Annotated in this window: 14 protein-coding genes and 1 tRNA gene; 12 read left to right on the top strand and 3 right to left on the bottom strand. The window is 63.4% G+C overall.

Features of this window, described 5'->3' with window-relative positions; translation table 11 throughout:
- Positions 1-29: 29 nt before the first annotated feature.
- Positions 30-1,073 carry a rod shape-determining protein gene (locus KW830_RS12675; RefSeq protein ID WP_066538840.1) on the bottom strand — a complete coding sequence of 348 codons (1,044 nt, stop codon included), beginning with the start codon at positions 1,071-1,073 and terminating at the stop codon, positions 30-32.
- A gap of 216 nt (positions 1,074-1,289) precedes the next feature.
- Between KW830_RS12675 and gatC the strand changes: the two genes are divergently transcribed.
- The 9 genes from gatC to KW830_RS12630 all read left to right on the top strand — a co-directional run bounded on the left by gatC (position 1,290) and on the right by KW830_RS12630 (position 11,734).
- Positions 1,290-1,589, top strand: coding sequence for an Asp-tRNA(Asn)/Glu-tRNA(Gln) amidotransferase subunit GatC (gatC, locus tag KW830_RS12670; protein ID WP_066538837.1), 300 nt, complete (start codon positions 1,290-1,292; stop codon positions 1,587-1,589).
- 20 nt (positions 1,590-1,609) lie between these two features.
- Positions 1,610-3,100 carry an Asp-tRNA(Asn)/Glu-tRNA(Gln) amidotransferase subunit GatA gene (gene gatA / locus KW830_RS12665; RefSeq protein ID WP_218333364.1) on the top strand — a complete coding sequence of 497 codons (1,491 nt, stop codon included), beginning with the start codon at positions 1,610-1,612 and terminating at the stop codon, positions 3,098-3,100.
- A gap of 25 nt (positions 3,101-3,125) precedes the next feature.
- Complete coding sequence (gene gatB, locus KW830_RS12660; RefSeq protein ID WP_218333363.1) at positions 3,126-4,583, top strand: Asp-tRNA(Asn)/Glu-tRNA(Gln) amidotransferase subunit GatB; 1,458 nt, start codon at positions 3,126-3,128, stop codon at positions 4,581-4,583.
- A gap of 259 nt (positions 4,584-4,842) precedes the next feature.
- Positions 4,843-5,706, top strand: a complete 864-nt coding sequence (gene pdxY, locus KW830_RS12655; protein ID WP_066538831.1) for a pyridoxal kinase PdxY — start codon at positions 4,843-4,845, stop codon at positions 5,704-5,706.
- A 357-nt stretch (positions 5,707-6,063) separates the two neighbouring features.
- Positions 6,064-6,879 carry a DUF817 domain-containing protein gene (locus KW830_RS12650; RefSeq protein WP_066538926.1) on the top strand — a complete coding sequence of 272 codons (816 nt, stop codon included), beginning with the start codon at positions 6,064-6,066 and terminating at the stop codon, positions 6,877-6,879.
- A gap of 152 nt (positions 6,880-7,031) precedes the next feature.
- On the top strand, positions 7,032-8,573 hold the full coding sequence (locus KW830_RS12645; protein ID WP_218333362.1) for a sulfatase-like hydrolase/transferase: 1,542 nt from the start codon (positions 7,032-7,034) through the stop codon (positions 8,571-8,573).
- Between the two features lie 101 nt (positions 8,574-8,674).
- On the top strand, positions 8,675-9,940 hold the full coding sequence (locus tag KW830_RS12640; RefSeq protein WP_066538827.1) for a serine hydrolase: 1,266 nt from the start codon (positions 8,675-8,677) through the stop codon (positions 9,938-9,940).
- 167 nt (positions 9,941-10,107) lie between these two features.
- The gene (locus KW830_RS12635) at positions 10,108-11,538 is read left to right on the top strand and encodes a sulfatase-like hydrolase/transferase (protein WP_083520495.1); all 1,431 of its coding nucleotides are present in this window, start codon (positions 10,108-10,110) and stop codon (positions 11,536-11,538) included.
- Positions 11,539-11,659: 121 nt separating this feature from the next.
- Positions 11,660-11,734: transfer RNA gene (locus tag KW830_RS12630), tRNA-Thr, on the top strand.
- Between the two features lie 178 nt (positions 11,735-11,912).
- Here KW830_RS12630 and serA read toward each other — a convergent pair.
- Positions 11,913-13,142 (bottom strand): phosphoglycerate dehydrogenase, encoded by a 1,230-nt coding sequence (serA, locus tag KW830_RS12625; protein WP_066538825.1) that lies wholly within the window; start codon positions 13,140-13,142, stop codon positions 11,913-11,915.
- A 276-nt stretch (positions 13,143-13,418) separates the two neighbouring features.
- Between serA and KW830_RS12620 the strand changes: the two genes are divergently transcribed.
- From KW830_RS12620 to KW830_RS12610, 3 genes are all read left to right on the top strand, one after another.
- Entirely contained in the window at positions 13,419-14,381 is a 963-nt protein-coding gene (locus KW830_RS12620) for a hypothetical protein (RefSeq protein ID WP_255578347.1), read from the top strand.
- A 218-nt stretch (positions 14,382-14,599) separates the two neighbouring features.
- Positions 14,600-15,163, top strand: a complete 564-nt coding sequence (locus KW830_RS12615) for a nitroreductase family protein (protein WP_192334639.1) — start codon at positions 14,600-14,602, stop codon at positions 15,161-15,163.
- Between the two features lie 19 nt (positions 15,164-15,182).
- A complete protein-coding gene (locus KW830_RS12610) occupies positions 15,183-15,635 on the top strand; it encodes an IrmA family protein (protein WP_218333360.1) in 453 nt (150 codons plus the stop codon).
- 148 nt (positions 15,636-15,783) lie between these two features.
- On the opposite strand, the gene KW830_RS12605 is transcribed toward KW830_RS12610, so the two are convergent.
- Positions 15,784-17,172, bottom strand: a complete 1,389-nt coding sequence (locus KW830_RS12605) for an APC family permease (RefSeq protein WP_218333359.1) — start codon at positions 17,170-17,172, stop codon at positions 15,784-15,786.
- Positions 17,173-17,452 lie beyond the last annotated feature (280 nt).

The following is a 17,452-nucleotide window of genomic DNA, read 5'->3' as shown; positions in this document are numbered from 1 at the left end:
GACCGGAGGCCCCGGCCATGGCGAAAAGATTACTCGCTGGTAAAGATGCTGCCCTGGCGGTCCATGGACTCCAGAGCCATGCCGCAACCGCGTACCACACAGGTCAGCGGCTCTTCGGCCACCAGCACGGGCAGACCGGTTTCTTCGGCCAGCAGGCGGTCCAGGTCACGCAGCAGCGCGCCGCCACCGGTCAGCATCATGCCGCGCTCGGCAATGTCGGCACCCAGCTCGGGAGGGGTCTGCTCCAGCGCGTTCTTCACGGCAGAGACGATCTGGTTGAGCGGATCGGTCAGCGCTTCCAGCACCTCGTTCGAGGAGATGGTGAAACTGCGCGGCACGCCTTCGGACAGATTGCGGCCCTTGACTTCGATTTCCTTGACTTCGGAGCCAGGGAAAGCGGAGCCGATCTGCTTCTTGATCAGTTCGGCCGTGGGCTCGCCAATCAGCATGCCGTAATTGCGGCGGATGTAGTTGATGATGGCTTCGTCGAACTTGTCGCCGCCCACGCGGACCGAGCCCTTGTAGACCATGCCGCCCAGCGAGATCACGCCCACTTCGGTCGTGCCGCCGCCGATGTCCACCACCATGGAACCCGACGCTTCGGACACCGGCAGACCGGCGCCAATACCGGCAGCCATCGGCTCTTCGATCAGATAGACCTGGGCAGCACCGGCCGCTTCGGCCGCATCCTTGATGGCGCGGCGTTCGACCTGGGTGGAGCCGCAGGGCACGCAGATGATGATGCGCGGGTTGGGCGCCAGCACCGAGCGGGGGTGCACCATCTTGATGAACTGCTTGATCATCTGCTCGGTGATCACGAAGTCGGCAATCACGCCGTCCTTCATGGGGCGGATGGCTTCGATATTGCCGGGCACCTTGCCCAGCATGGCCTTGGCCTCGGCGCCGACGGCCTGGATCACTTTCTTGCCGTGCGGACCGCCTTCATGGCGGATGGCGACGACGGAAGGCTCGTCCAGAACAATGCCCTTGTCGCGGGCGAAAATCAACGTATTGGCAGTGCCAAGATCGATGGCGAGGTCGGTGGAGAAGTACCGACGGAAGGCTCCGAACATTCAAATTCCTCTCAGGCACAGCATGCGCTTCGGCCTGCCATCGCCGGGATATGTGACTTGCAATCAGGGAAGAACGGGGGTGGATCTTTGCACAATGACGTCTTTGCAGGTGTCATTACGGCAAAGCCGAGATAATACCGTATCCCCTGTGAATAACTTATGTCCGGACGCAGTGCACCACTGCATTGCATCGGGTTTCTGATCGGCATTTTTTCTATGGCACTCACCTCGCACGACATCGACCGCATCGCCAATCTGGCGCGGCTCGAGCTCTCGACCCCTGAAAGTGAGCGCATGCTCACTCAATTGAACGGATTTTTCGGCATCGTCGAGAAAATGCAGGCTGTGGATACCTCCGGCGTCCAGCCCCTGGCCCACCCCGTGGCGACCATCCAGGACGTGGTGCTGCGCCTGCGCGACGATGTGGTGAGCGAGTGCAACAACCGCGAAGCCAATATGCAAAACGCCCCGGCAGCAGACAAGGGTATGTTCCTGGTGCCCAAGGTCATCGAATGAACGCGCAAAGCCAAAGAACCATGAGCAACACCGAACTGCACCACCTCGGCGTGGCCGAGCTGGCCGCCCAGCTGCGCGCCAAGCACGTCTCCGCCACCGAAGCCGCCCAGCACTATCTGGCCCGTGCCAAGGCCCACCAGAACCTGGGCGCCTTTATGTCCCTGAATGAAGACGCCACCCTGGCCCAGGCCAAGGCGGCCGACGCACTGATTGCCGAAGGCAAGGGCGGCAAGCTGGTCGGCGTGCCCATTGCGCACAAGGACATCTTCGTCACCAAAGACTTCCCCACCACCGCCGCCAGCAAGATGCTGGAAGGCTACCGGTCGCCGTTTGACGCCACCGTAGTGCGCAAGCTGGCCGACGCCGGTGTGGTGACCCTGGGCAAGCTGAACTGCGACGAATTCGCCATGGGCGGCGCCAATGAGAACTCGGCCATTGCCCCGGTCGGCTTCGACAGCGCGCAGCCCGTGCGCAACCCCTGGGACACGAACCGCGTGCCCGGCGGCTCGTCCGGCGGCTCGGCTGCGGCCGTGGCCGCCCGCCTGGCGCCCGCCGTGACCGGCACCGACACCGGCGGCTCCATCCGCCAGCCCGCATCGTTCTGCGGCATCACCGGTATCAAGCCCACCTATGGCCGCGCCAGCCGCTACGGCATGATCGCGTTTGCCTCCAGCCTCGACCAGGCGGGCCCCATGGGCCGCAGCGCCGAAGACTGCGCCCTGCTGCTGAGCGAGATGTGCGGCCCCGATCTGGACCGTGACTCGACCAGCCTGGATGTGCCGCCCGAAGACTTCAGCGCCAAGCTGGGCGACAGCATCGAAGGCCTGCGCATCGGCATTCCCGCCGAGTTCTTTGGCGAAGGCCTGAGCGCCGACGTGCGCACCGCCGTCGATGCGGCCTTGAAGGAATACGAAAAGCTGGGCGCCAAGCTGGTGCCCGTGAGCCTGCCGCGCACCGAGCTGTCCGTGCCCGTGTACTACATCCTGGCACCGGCCGAAGCCTCGTCCAATCTGTCGCGTTTTGACGGTGTGAAGTTCGGCCACCGCGCCAAGGACTACGCCGACCTGAGCGATATGTACAAGAAGACCCGCGCCGAAGGCTTTGGCGATGAGGTCAAGCGCCGCATCATGATCGGCGCCTATGTGCTGTCCGAAGGCTATTACGACGCCTACTACCTGCAAGCCCAGAAGATCCGCCGCATGATTGCCGACGACTTCCAGACCGCCTTCAAGGACTGCGACGTGATCGCCGGCGCCGCTGCGCCCACCACGGCCTGGGCCATTGGCGGCAAGGCCGACCCGGTCAGCAACTACCTGGCCGACATCTTCACCCTGCCCGCCTCGCTGGCCGGCCTGCCCGGCATGAGCCTGCCCGCCGGCTTTGGCGCGGGTGGCATGCCCGTGGGCCTGCAGCTGATCGGCAACTACTTCAGCGAAGCCAGGCTGCTCAACGCGGCCCACCGCTTCCAGCAAGCCACCGATTTCCACCTGCGCACGCCCGCCGGTATTTGAGAAGCGCAGGAAGGACGAGATACATATGACAGTGAAACTGATCAATGGCTACGAGGTCGTCATCGGCTTCGAAACCCACACCCAGCTGGCCACCCACAGCAAAATCTTCAGCCGCGCCAGCACCGCCTTTGGTGCCGAGCCCAACACACAGGCCTGCCCGGTCGATCTGGCCCTGCCCGGCACCCTGCCGGTCATGAACCGCACCGCCGTGGAATGCGCCATCAAGCTCGGTCTGTCGCTGGGTTCGCACATTGCGCCGCGCAGCATCTTTGCCCGCAAGAACTACTTCTACCCCGATCTGCCCAAGGGCTACCAGATCTCGCAGTTCGAGATTCCCGTGGTGCAAGGCGGTGAAGTCAGCTTCTATCTGGAAGAAGGCAAGGAAAACGTCCTCAAGACCGTGCGCCTGGTGCGCGCCCACCTGGAGGAAGACGCCGGCAAGTCTGTGCACGACGAGTTCATCGGCCAGTCCGGCATCGACCTGAACCGCGCCGGCACGCCGCTGCTGGAAATCGTGACCGAGCCTGACATCCGCAGCACCGCCGAGGCCGTGGCCTACGCCAAGGAGCTGCACAAGATCGTCACCTGGATCGGCATCTGCGACGGCAACATGCAGGAAGGCTCGTTCCGCTGCGACGCCAACGTGTCGGTGCGCAAGCCCGGCCAGCCGCTGGGCACCCGCCGCGAGATCAAGAACCTGAACTCGTTTCGCAACATGCAGATCGCCATCGATTACGAAATCCTCTGGCAGATCGAGCAGATTGAAGACGGTCACAAGATCCAGCAGGCCACCGTGCTGTTCAACCCCGACACGGGCGAGACCCGCGCCATGCGCACCAAGGAAGACGCAGCCGACTACCGCTACTTCCCCGACCCCGACCTGCCCCCGTTGGTGGTCGCGCCCGAGTGGGTGGAACAGGTCAAGGCCGGCATGCCCGAGCTGCCCCGCGCCATGGCCGCCCGCTTCGTCGAGCAGTACAGCCTGCCCGCGTACGACGCCACCACGCTGACCCAAAGCCAGGCCATGGCGGCCTACTTTGAAGATGCTGCCCAGGCCTGCGGCCAGCCCAAGCTGGTGAGCAACTGGGTGATGGGCGAAATCTCCCGCCGCCTGAACACCGAGGAAATCGGCATGGACGCGGTCAAGGTCAGCAGCCAGCAACTGGGCGCCCTGATCGGCCGTATTTCGGACAGCACCATCAGCAACAACTCTGCCAAGCAGGTGTTTGAAGCGCTGTGGAGCGGTGAAGGCAGCGACGTGGACGCCATCATCGAAGCCAAGGACCTCAAGCAGTCCAACGACACCGGCGCGCTGGAAGCCATCATCGACGAGGTGATTGCTGCCAACCCCGCCAACGTGGAGCAATACCGCGCCGGCAAGGACAAGGCATTCAACGCCCTGGTCGGCCAGGTGATGAAGGCGTCCAAGGGCAAGGCCAATCCGGGACAGGTGAATGAGCTGTTGAAGGCGAAGCTGGCGTAAGCCATCCCTCGCCGAACCCCTCTCTGCAATCAAAAAGCCTCCCCAGGGAGGCTTTTTGCATGGCTGAATCAGTCGCGCATCCACTGCCATACCGACTGTTGGGATGGCATCTTCCTGTTCTTCTGATGCACACCAACACCCCACACCATACGCAGACCACGCCTTTGCGCAAAAGAGCCTGATCCAGCTCCACCACACCCAGGCCACAGCGCTAACATTTCCACCATCCAGCGCTGCGCTCACCCCCTTTCCATCCACCATGAACATCCTCTCCATCCAATCCCATGTCTCCTACGGCCATGTCGGCAACTCGGCAGCGGTGTTTCCGTTGCAGCGCCTGGGGCACGAGGTGTGGCCGGTCTACACCGTCAACTTCTCCAACCACACGGGCTACGGCCAGTGGGGCGGATCAGCCATTCCCGCCAGCGAGGTGACGGCCATCGTGGACGCCATGGAGGCGCGCGGTGCTCTGGCGCAGGTGGATGTGGTGCTCAGCGGCTACCAGGGCGGTGCCGACATTGCCGACGCCATCCTGTCCACCGTGGCCCGGGTGAAGGCACTCAACCCCCAGGCTACCTACACCTGCGACCCGGTGATGGGCAATGCAAAGTCGGGCTGTTTTGTGAACCCGGCCATTCCGGTGCTGCTGCGCGAACGCGTGGTGCCGGCCGCCGACCTGGTGACGCCCAACCAATTCGAGCTGGGCTATCTGGCGGACACCGAGGCCAGCACGCTGGACAGCACCCTGGCGGCCGTGGATACCGTGATGGCCATGGGCCCGCGCGCAGTGCTGGTGACGAGCGTGCACCGGCCCGATGCGGCGCCCGGCAGCATCGAGATGCTGGCGGCCGATGCCACCGGTGCCTGGCTGGTGACCACGCCGCACCTGCCGTTCAAGGCCAATGGCTCGGGCGATGTAACGGCGGCGCTGTTTGCCGCCCACTACAGCCAGCAGTTCGGCGAGACGGGCTCGGCCCTGCAGGCACTGGAGCGGACCACCGCCAGCATGTTCGAGCTGCTGCAGCGCACCCACGACAGCGGCCAGCGCGAGCTGCAGCTGGTTCAGGCACAGGACAGCTATGTGCAGCCCCGCGCCGCATTTGCGGCGCAGCAGGTGCGCTAAAGCCTTGTGTCTACAGCGGATACAGGCTGCAAGGATTTTCCGGCATGGACGCCTGAGCTGTGCAAGTCTGTCTGACGACGCGCAGGACCACGGAACCTGCCCATTGTGTTTCGCACCTGCACTGGCCAGACCGCCCCGCGCAACGCAGTGCACAGACCCAGCAAGGCACATGTCTGTGACTGGCCTGGCCCCGCTGCAGCGCCCAGGCATACTCGCAGCGTATCTATTCCCTCTCCTTGCGCGCGCCAGCGGTGGCGCGGCTTTCCGTACCCCATGCCTGCTTCTTCTGCCACGACGGCCGCCGTGCCGCCCTCCCGCTCGTCCCTGCAACGCCTGAACCGTCTGGACGCATGGCTGATGCACCGTCCGGTGCCCGATGGCCTTGCAGGGCTGAAACGTTTTGTGTGGGAGTTCTGGTTCTTCGGCCTGAAGAATGCGCGCAGCTGCCTGTTTGTGGGCCTGTTCTTTGCCGCCGTGTTCGTCACCCCGCGGGCCGGGCTGTGGGGTGTGCCGCGCTACGATCTGCTCCTGATCGCCGCACTGGCCATCCAGATCGCCATGGTGGCGACGCGGCTGGAGAGCTGGGATGAACTCAAGGCCATCAGCCTGTTCCACGTGGTGGGTTTTGCCCTGGAGGTGTTCAAGACCTCCAGCGGCATCAAATCCTGGGCCTACCCGGACTTTGCCTATACCAAGCTCTGGGGCGTACCGCTGTTTTCCGGCTTTATGTACGCGGCCGTGGGCAGCTACATCATCCAGGCCTGGCGCCTGTTTGACCTGCGCATCCTGCACCATCCGCTCTACCCCATGGCAGCGCTGGTGGCGGTGCTGATCTACGCCAACTTCTTCACCCACCACTACATCGGCGACTACCGCTGGTATCTGGCCGCCTGCGCCCTGGGCCTGTATGCACGCACCACGGTGGTCTACCGCCCGCTGGACCGGGACCGCCGCATGCCGCTGTTGCTGGCGTTTGTGCTGATCGGCTTTTTCATCTGGCTGGCCGAGAACATCAGCACCTTCGCCGGCGTATGGGCCTACCCGAACCAGCTGGGCGCCTGGTCCACCGTGCATGTGGGCAAGTGGAGCTCCTGGTCGATGCTGGTGGTGATGACTTTCACCATCGTTGCCAACCTCAAGCACATCAAGCGGCACATCCACGTGCCGGCGTGAACGCACAGACCGTGTTGCAGCGGTTCACCCGCAGCCGATGTGCTGCGCCGCAGCGCATCGCTGACTGCCTTTGTCAGCGTTTTGTAACACCCCTACAATTGAGCAACGTTTTGTAAGACGCCCGTCCACCGGGCGTCTTTGCTTTTTGCGCCATGCCTGCTCGCCCCGCCTCTCTCCTTGCTGCATTCGCAGTCTGGACCATCCTGTTTCTGCCCTCCATGTTGGCAGGAGCATCTCCCCGTGCGGTGTTTCTGCTGTTGCTGTCTGCCCTGCTGTTTTGGCCCTTGGCCGTGTGGCGTCCGCTGCGGATCGTGAGTGTCCTGTTTCTGGTCATTCTGGGTGCCGCCAACATCGTGCACGACGGGTTCTTCGGCTATCTGATCGATGAATTCTTCATTGCCTCTTCCTTGCGCACCACCAGCAGCGAAACCCGGGAATTTCTGACCTCTCTGCCCATGGGGACCATGGTCTGGTGTGCCGTGTGGCTGCTGCTCTGCGCGGGCATCGTGCGTTTCATGCTGCGCAAGGGCAATGAACCCAACCTGCAAGGGCGTGCCAGCCAGCGCCTGGCGATAGCGGCGCTGCTGGTCTGGGCCGGGTTCTTGGGCTACAGCCACTGGACAGGCCCCCTGAATACCACCACCGCCCTGCGCAAGCTGCACATCGTTTACCCCCTGCACATCGCCAATGCCGGCTGGCGCCAATACCAGATCACCGACGCACTGCTGTACACCCCGCTACTGCCAGAGCCAACACCGCCGTCCCCGCAATCCCAGGTAGATACCGTGGTCGTGGTGCTGGGCGAAAGCGCATCGGCCCATCGCTGGTCGCTGCTGGGTTACCAGCAGGCTCCGACCAACGCTTCGCTGCAGGACATCCCCGGGCTGCAGGTGGCACGCGTGCTGGCCAACGGACTCAATACCGCCGCCGCCTTGCCTTATGTCTTGACGGGGCTGTCCGCGCTCGACAGCGTGACGCACCAGGCTCCCAGCTTTATCGACCTGGCACAGCACGCAGGGTACAAAACCATCGTGCTCAACAACTCGCGCTATCTGCGCACCGGGGAAGATTTCCTGACCCACGCACTGCGCCGCAGCGCCAATGTCTACCTCAAGGTGGGTGATGGCGATTACGACGAGGTACTGACACCGGCTTTGCAGACCGCATTGCAAGATCCCGCTCCCCGCAAACTGATCGTGCTGCACACCTACGGCAGCCATGTCACCGCAGCCAGCCGCTATCCCAAGACCGCCCACCAGTTGGCCGACAGCTACGACACCTCCATCCGCTACACCAGTGATTTGCTGGCGCAATGGATCCGGATGCTGGACGCCAGCAGCCCGCAGCAATCCGCCCTGCTGCTCTATGCCAGCGACCACGGTGTGGTGGTGCCCCCCTGCAGCGGCTCCTCGCGCAGCGGAGGCAGTCTCAGCAGCTACGAGATTCCCGCGCTGGCCTGGGCCAATCCGGTGTCCCTGGCACAGAATGCCCAGCTGCTCACACCGCTGCGCCAGCAGGATCCGGCGCAGGTGCACATCAGCAATACGGTGATACCGGAAATGGCCATCCAGGCACTGGGCTACTCCCTGCAGGCCTTGAGCCCGACACACCGCCCCCGCCAGGTGTTGCTGGATGCCGAAGGCCACCCCTGGGAGCACAGCAAGGCACAGCTGTGCCAGGGCCAAGGCACTTAACGCCCCTGCCCCCTGCACCGCTGTCCCGCAAACAACAGCTTGCGGCGCGGTCACTGGCAACAATGGCTGCACCGTTCACCGTTGTTTGCGCAGGAGCCGCCATGTCCGCTACCCCCCGCTTCCATATTCCCGGCCTGCCCTGGGCGGATTCCCCCGAATCGCTGGGACTGGGCAGCGACCGGCTGCAACGCCTGTCTGCCCGCCTGCAGCAAGGCGTGGACCGTGGCGAGATCCCCGGCGCGGTGGCCCTGGTGGCACGGCACGGACAACTGGCTTATCTGGAAAGCTTCGGGCAGTTGAATCCCGCCAAGGGCACGGCCATGCGACCGGATGCGATTTTTCGCATTGCCTCCATGACCAAGCCACTCACCTCTCTGGCCATCATGATGCTGCTGGAGCAAGGCCAGCTGGCCCTGCTGGACCCGGTGGCCAAATACCTGCCCGAGCTGGCCCAGCTGAGAGTGGGCCGCGTGCAGCCCGCCACCGATGGCAGTGCGCCCCAGGTGGTGCTGGAGCCCTTGGCCCGTCCCATCACCCTGCACGATCTGCTGCGCCACACCGCCGGCATCACCTATGGCGTACCGGGCAGCCCCAACCCACTCAAGCAGGCCTACATCAGCGCCAAGCTGGGCCACAAGAACGACAACAACGCGCAGTTCATCACCAAACTATCGCAACTGGCCTTGCTGGACCAGCCCGGCACGGTGTGGGAATACGGCATGAGCACGGATGTGCTGGGACGCGTGGTGGAAGTGGTGAGCGGCCAGACCCTGGCCGAATTCATGCGGCAGCACATCACCACCCCGCTGCAGCTGCACGACACGGCATTTCACGCGCCCGACAGCGCAGCCGAGCGTGCGGCCTGGCCACAGCCGGAAGGCCCGCAGCTGCAGCTGCCGCCCGTGCCGCCGGTCACGCAGGCCATGGCCTTCCAGTCGGGCGGCGGCGGCATGGTCTCCACCATCAGCGACTACGCCCGCCTGTGCCTGTTCTGGCGCAACGGCGGCCAGCTGGACGGCATGCGCCTGCTGTCACGCAAGACCGTGGCGCTGATGACGGCCAACCACTTGCCCGCCGGCGTGCGCATGGGCCCGGACATGGCCTACTTCGGCGCCCAGCTGCCCTCGCCCGATGTGGGCCAGGGCTTCGGCCTGGGCTTTGCGGTACGCACGGCATCCGGCCTGAACCCGCTGCCCGGCAGCGTGGGCGATTTCTCGTGGAGTGGCATCTACGGCACGTTCTTCTGGATCGACCCGCAGGAAGACCTGTTCGCCATCCTGATGATGCAGTCCATGGCCCAGCGCATTCCCTACCGTACGGTGATGCGTCAGGGCGTGTACCAGGCGCTGGTGGATACACCCACGTAGTGGCCGCCGCGCACTGGATACGTCCGGCAGCGCATGGGAAGCCCAAAGAAAGTCTGCAATCGCTAGCTGCTTTGATTTGCCACAGCGATTGGCAACCCACACACGAAATATATATTTCGTGTGCTAATTGATATCATTGGACACATTTGTATCCATGAGTATCAAAGTTGCTGGCAAAAAGAATAAATACGCCCCAGGTCTCGGCTTTCCTTGCCTGGTCTTTTCTCTTCACCCCTGCATTGCTGCATGACAGCAGCTGGATCGCCTGGATTCTGGTGCCCGCTTCCGCGCTGCTCATCTGGCCATTGACAGCGACAAGAATCGTTCTGATTCCTGCATTGATCACGCTCAGTCTGCTGGGCGCCATCAACATCTTTCATATTGGTTTTTTTGGCTATCTCGCCGATGAATTCTTCATCGCCACCGCACTGCGCTCCAATCAGAACGAGATGAAGGAGTTTGTCCAGACACTCCCCGCTCTCCAAATCGCACAGGTATTGGCTTGGTGTATGGCGGCATTTTTCGCCAGCAAAACCATCATTCGGTCCCGTTCCCATGGGTCCTATACAGCCCCTCGCACCAGCTATCTCTGTGCCATGCTCATATGGGCCGCCTTGGCAGCGTGGGGGGTCAGCAAAAAGATGGATTCCACCACCTTCTTCCAGAAAATGCACCGCGTGTACCCGATGCACCTGGTACAGGCATCATTCCGCCACCATGAAATGGAACAGGGCTTGTTCTATCACCCGCTGATCCCCGTCCAGCCACCTGAGCATGTGCTTGCCAAAACCATCGTCGTGGTCCTGGGCGAGAGTGCAACCGCGCAGCGCTGGTCGCTGCTCGGCTACCAGGATGCAGACACCAATGCCCCGCTCAGAAACAAGGCCGGCGTTGCGGCCACTCAGGTGCGTGCGGAAGGGCCCAATACGGCCAGCGCTTTGCCATTCATGTTGACCGGATTTTCTGCCAGCGAGAGTGTTGCACGGCAAGCAGCATCGTTCATTGATCTCGCCCATCATGCGGGGTACAAGACTTTTGTCTTCACCAACTCCCGCTTCAATAATCAGCAAGAGGATTTCTATTCCCTGGCCCTGAGGCGTTCGACGGACGTCTATAAAAAAGTGGGCGATGGCGATTTTGACGAGGTGCTCACGCCGTTTCTGCAAACGGCGCTCAGCGATACCGCAGAACACAAGCTGATTGTCTTGCACACCTATGGCAGTCACCCTGGCGTCAATCAGCGCTATCCAGCGACACGCTATCAACTGCCTGACCCCTACGACAATTCGATTCTCTATACCAGTGATCTGTTGGAACAATGGATATCCATTGCCCAGCAATCCAACCCCTCCTCGTCTTTGCTGCTGTATGCGAGCGACCACGGGTTGGTCATGCCGCCTCTGAGCCAGACCTACCGCACGGGAGATGCGCCAAGTACCTATGAAGTACCGCTGCTGCTGTGGAGCGGAGCGCCTGACGCCTCCCCCCTCGGGGCCTTGCGCACTTCCCTACCCACCATGGGGTCTGGCAGCAACGCCGTGCTGCAACAGCTGGCCGTACGGGCAATGGGCTATGCACCTCCCGATGGGAAGCAGTGAATTCGCCATCGATGACGCTCCTCCAGCCAATGCCCACCACCAGGACGGCGGGGTCTCCGGCGTATGAGCAACTTCGCCGATTCACCTCAGGCTAGAAAAACGTATTAGAATCTCAGGCTTCGCCCATGTGGCTCAGTGGTAGAGCACTCCCTTGGTAAGGGAGAGGTCGGCAGTTCGATCCTGCCCATGGGCACCACACACCAAAGGCCCGCTGCCATGTAGCGGGCCTTTTTCATTCCCTGCGGCCAGTCTGACTGCGGCTGCCAGCCTTGGCCCAGAACCCAGGCTTCAGAAACCCATACGCCGCAGCGGTGCACGCCGCCATCAAAAAAGGAGACCCGGGGTCTCCTTTTTTGCATTCCAGCAGATGCCGTTCAGAACAGCACGCGGCAGCGGATGGTGCCCGGAATCTGCGACAGCTTGGCCAGCGCCAGCGCCGACGATTCGGCGTCGATGTCGATCACCACATAGCCCACCTTCTCGTCGGTGCGCAGGTACTGGCCGGCGATGTTGATCCCATTGTCGGCAAACACCTGGTTGATGGCCGACAGAATGCCGGGGCGGTTTTCGTGCACATGCAGGATGCGGTTCTTGCCTGGGTGCTCGGGCAGCGCCACTTCGGGGAAGTTCACCGCCGAGGTGGTGGTGCCGTTGTCGCTGTACTTGACCAGCTTTTCCGCCACTTCCAGGCCGATGTTGGCCTGGGCCTCCATGGTGGAGCCGCCGATGTGCGGGGTCAGGATCACGTTGTCCATGCCACGCAGCGGCGACTGGAACTCATCCTTGTTGCTCTTGGGCTCGACCGGGAACACGTCAATCGCCGCACCCAGCAGCTTGCGGGCCTGCAGCGCCGCTGCCAGCGCATCGATGTCCACCACCGTCCCGCGGGAGGCATTGATCAGGATGCTGCCCGGCTTCATGGCGGCGATCTGCTCGGCGCCGAGCATGCTGTGGGTGGAGGCCAGCTCGGGCACATGCAACGTCACGATATCGGCCTGGCCCAGCAGTTCCTGCAGATTGGCGGCCTGGCGCGCATTGCCCAGCGGCAGCTTGGTGACCACGTCGTGGAAGATGACCTGCATGCCCAGGCCTTCGGCCAGCACCGACAGCTGGGTGCCGATGGAACCATAGCCCACAATGCCCAGGGTCTTGCCACGGATCTCGTAGGAGTTGTCAGCACTCTTCTTCCAGCCGCCGCGGTGGGACACGGCGTTCTTTTCGGGGATGCCGCGCAGCAGCAGAATCGCCTCGGCCAGCACCAGCTCGGCCACCGAACGGGTGTTGGAGAACGGCGCGTTGAACACAGCAATACCGCGCTCGCGCGCTGCGTTCAGATTGACCTGGTTGGTACCGATGCAAAAGCAGCCCACGGCCACCAGCTTTTGCGCTGCCGCAAACACGTCTTCGGTCAGCTGGGTGCGCGAGCGGATGCCCACAAAATGCGCGTCGGCTATCTTGGCCTTCAGCTCCTCGCCTTCCAGCGCGCCGGCCAACGATTCGACGTTGGTGTAACCCGCGTCCTGCAGCACCTTCAGCGCGGATGGGTGAATGCCCTCCAGCAGCAGAAACTTGATCTTCGACTTGTCCAGCGATGTTTTGGCCATAGGGCATCCTTCGATCCGTGAATACCCCATTACAGCGGATTGCCCATAGTGCCACACCGGGTGTGTGCTCTCCGCCCAACGCCAGGGGCGCCGATTGCAGCCCCATGCCTTACAGGCTCTTCAGCAAAACGGAAGTGAGCACCCTCACCCATTTCCCATGCTTGTAAAAGTGTATGACGCCAAGCCGCACTGCCTAAAATCCGGCGCGATCCTGCGGCGCTTTCATATTCGTAGCAACCTGCGCCGCAATAACAATGAATGGGAAGGGTTTGGATGATGCTGACGGTATTGCGACGCCTGGAGGATGTGCTGGTGCAGGTGGTGCGGGTGGTGTTGCTGGCGTTTGCGCTGGTCGTGCTGCTGGCCCTGGCGCTGTGGGTATGGGACAGCTGGCGCGGCAGCAAGCCGTCCAGCCCCGATGGGGCACAGCCCGCCGCGTTGAACTGGAAGGACGCCAGACTGGACCTGGACTATGTGGTGAGCGAAACCGGGCGCGACCTGGGTCAGGCCGGCAATCAGGTTCCGCTGACCCAGCGCCTGGCCGACGCGCAACTGCGCCCCAGCTTTCAGAAGGCGGACCAGTTGATCCGCGCCTTTGTCAACCAGGACCCGGCTGCACGTGCCCGCGTGGAAAAGGACAACAGCAGCCGCGGCCTGGCCCCTGTACACCCACTGCTGGCAGGCAGCGGTGCGCCCGACGCAGCCCTGGTGCAGCGCCTGCTGAAGGCGGAGCAGGAAAGCGGCTGCGCCGGCGCCAGTGCTGCGGCGGAATCTGCCGAAACGGAGGCTGCGGCCGCCGCCCGCAGCACCGAGGACGAAGACAGCAGCTGGTTCAGCGAGCCCTTTGACATCCCCTGCGCCATCCACGAACGCGCGCAGATGGCCGAGTCCGAACATGGCGCAGGCTCCTACGCAGCCTATGTCCAAGGCCTGCCCACTGCGCTGGAGCAGGTGCTGGGCCACGCCGAGCTGGGCCCTCGGCTGCAGCAACAGGCCGTCAGCCACATGGTGGGCACGGTGCTGACCAACTACACCATCAGCTTTGACCAGGCCGCCCGCGCGCTGCGCGGCGATGCCGAGGCCGACAGCGACGACAGCCTGCTGAACCTGTACAGCAAGGCCGCCGAAACCGCGTTCTGGAGCATGCTGATGTCCCTGCTGGTGCTGGTGGTCATGGTGGTGGTCTTCATCCGCATGGAACGGCACCTGCGCGTGATCAGCGAAGGCGCCGTGCGCTGAGTACCGCAAGGCCCTGCGGGGGACGCTATCGCCAAGCCGGTGCGTGCTGCGATCTGTTCCCGGCAGACCGGATGGCATGAGCAGCCCTGTGCCCTCTGCCTGCCTCGGCAGTGGTGGCGGGCGCCGCATTCCGCCACAATGCACACAGACCGTGCATGCCCACGCCGGCATGCACGGTTTTTTCATCTGGCCTTTGCAATTTTGTTTGTGCCCCCTCCATGAACCACACCCGCACCGCCACCGTCCCCATCGAACCGCAGTTTCTGTCCCGTACCTCGCCGCGCGCCTTCACTGGGAAGGCGGTGACCCGCACCCAGCTGGAGCAGATCGTGGAAGCCGCCCGCTGGGCGCCCTCGGCCAGCAATCTGCAGCCGTGGCACTTTGCCTATGCGCTGCATGGCGATGCGCACTGGAAGGCATTCAGCACCATCCCCAATGAATTCAACCGCCGCTGGTGCCTGAACGCTGGCGCGCTGATCGTGCTGCTGTCCAATCCAGAAGCTTCGGCCGGCAAGCATGCCTTCGACACCGGCTGCGCCTGGGGCTTCATGGCCCTGCAGGCCCAGGCCCTGGGCCTGGCCACCCATGCCATGGCCGGCATCGACACCGAAGCCGCCCGCCGCGTGCTGCAGCTGCCCGACCACTGGACAGTCCAGGCCCTGGTGGCCGTTGGCCAGCGTGGCGATGCCACCACCTTGCCCCCCGATCTGGCCGAGCGCGAAGTGCCTTCCCCGCGCAAGCCTCTGGCCGAGATCCTGACGGCGGGCCCCTGGACCGCCTGACATCCACCTGGACTGCAGCATGCGCGCGTCTTTTCACGCTCTTTCCTCCACCTGGCGCTGTCTGGCCATCGCCGGCCTGTGCAGCGCCGGCAGTGCCCAGGCGCTGGAGTTGTGGCACTACGGCACGCTGCGCCTGAGCCCCCAGCGCTGCGAGGCCACCTTCATGTTCGACGCCGGACGCGCCACCTACCGCGAAGTGCGCGTACAGGCCATCGCCAAGGACCGCCAGGGCCAGCACCTGGCCCGCTTTGCGCTGGCCCCCGACGACATGGGTGTGGACGGCCGCAACCGCTTTGCCAGCGCCACCTGGATCAGCCCGCACGCCTGCAATCCGGAGGTGGTGGTGCTGTTCAAGACCGCCACCGCCCAGGTGGATGGCATGGCCACCGACCTGCTGGCCACCCAGCAGCTGCGCCTGCGCCGCCACGAGCCCCTGGAGCTGCGCCTGCCCCAGTCGCGCGAGCGGCCGTAATCTGCCAGCTCCTGGCACGCAGCAGCGTTCAGGGTGTGTACGGACACCGGTGCTGGAGGCCGCTTCGCTGGAGAGAAAAAAGCCCGCTTCCAGGAAGCGGGCTATCGGTCACAGACATGCCCTGCGGGCGTCTGCCGCGTGTGGCAGTTCAGATTTCCTCGTGCAGCTGGGGGGCCGAACGCCTGAACCCCTTGGTCAGCCAGGCCAGGTAGATCAGGCCCACGGCCGCCCAGGCCACACCGGCCTTGAGCGAGGTGTCCTCCACCTCCAGCCACAGCGCACCGATGGAGATGAAACCGCACAGCGGCAGCACAAAGAAGCGCGCGATGTCGCGCGGCGTCTTCAGGCGCCCGTCACGGAAACCGTAGCTGCAGATCACCGACAGATTCACAAAGCTGAAGGCGGTGAGCGCGCCGAAGCTGATCAGCGCCACGACGAACTCCAGACTCAGGAAGCCCGCGGTCAGGCAGATCACGCCCGCCAGCCAGATGTTGTAGGACGGGGTGTGGCTGCGCGGATGGATGTGGCCGAAGAACTTCTTGGGCAGCACACCGTCGCGGCCCATCACATACATCAGGCGCGAGACACCGGCGTGGGCCGAGATGCCCGAGGCCATCACGGTGACGATGGCAAAGCTCAGCACCACCGACTGGAAAAAGGCGCCGCCGACCAGCAGCAGGATTTCGGGCTGGGTCTCGTCCACCAGCTGGAAGTACCGCGTGGGGTCGCCCGGGAAGTACAGCTGCATGAAATAGGTGGCGAACACAAAGATCAGGCCGGAGATCAGCGCGGTCAGGAAGATGGCGCGGGGCAACGTCTTCTTGGTGTCCTTGGTTTCCTCGGCCAGCGAGCTCAGCGAATCAAAGCCGGTGAACGAGAAACACAGGATGGTGGCGCCCGTGATCAGCTTGCCCAGATCGGCATCCGGGCTCCAGAAAGGGGAGAAGCTCCACAGGCCGTCATGGCCGTCCTGGACAGAAATGGCACCCAGGGCGTTCTGGCCAGCCGACAGCTTGCTGAAGATCAGGTAGGTGAAGAAGCCGATCACCAGAATCTGCAGCAGCACGATCAGGCTGTTGAAATTGGCCACAAAGCGCACGCCGCGCAGATTGACCGCCACCATGATCAGCGACAGACCGATGATCCACACCCAGTGGTTCACCTCGGGGAACATGTCGGTCAGGTAGATATTGGCCAGCAGGATGTTGACCATCGGCGACAGCAGATAGTCCAGCAGCGAAGACCAGCCCACCATGAAGCCCGCGTTCGGGTGCACGGACTTCTGCACATAGGTGTAGGCCGATCCCGAAGACGGGTACTTGCGGATCATGTGACCGTAGCTGATGGAAGTCAGCAGCACCGCGACCAGCGCGATCAGGTAGGAGGTGGGCACATGCTGGACGCTGTCGCGCGACACCATGCCAAAGGTGTCCAGCAGCGTCATGGGCTGGATGTATGCCAGCCCGATGATGATGACCTGCCACAGCACCAGTGTCTTTTGCAACTGGGCCGTCTTCTGTGCGTCAGCAGCCTGCATCTGAATTTCCGTCCTTTTTACAGAGAGCCATATCCAAGGCTTGCCGCAGCAGCATCCACCACGCCGTGTCACACCACCGCGCGCGACCATCCCACCGCCACGCGCAGGCGCGCAGCGGGCCGCCGTGCTGCAGCACAGGGTGGAATGGCGACAGCAGCCAGCAATTGGCCGCAGATGGGTGAAATAGGTGGCATGAAAAACGCCCCAGCCTGGGGCAAGCCGAAAAAAGCGCCCGATGATACGTGCAGATGGTCCTGCCGCATGCACCACAGGCACTTGC

Origin of the sequence: Comamonas sp. CMM03, assembly GCF_019218715.1 — a bacterium.
In the GTDB taxonomy this organism is placed as follows: Bacteria; Pseudomonadota; Gammaproteobacteria; order Burkholderiales; family Burkholderiaceae_C; genus Comamonas; species Comamonas terrigena.
Note: the sequence above shows the minus strand (reverse complement) of the source record. Positions and strands in the feature narration are given on the sequence as shown.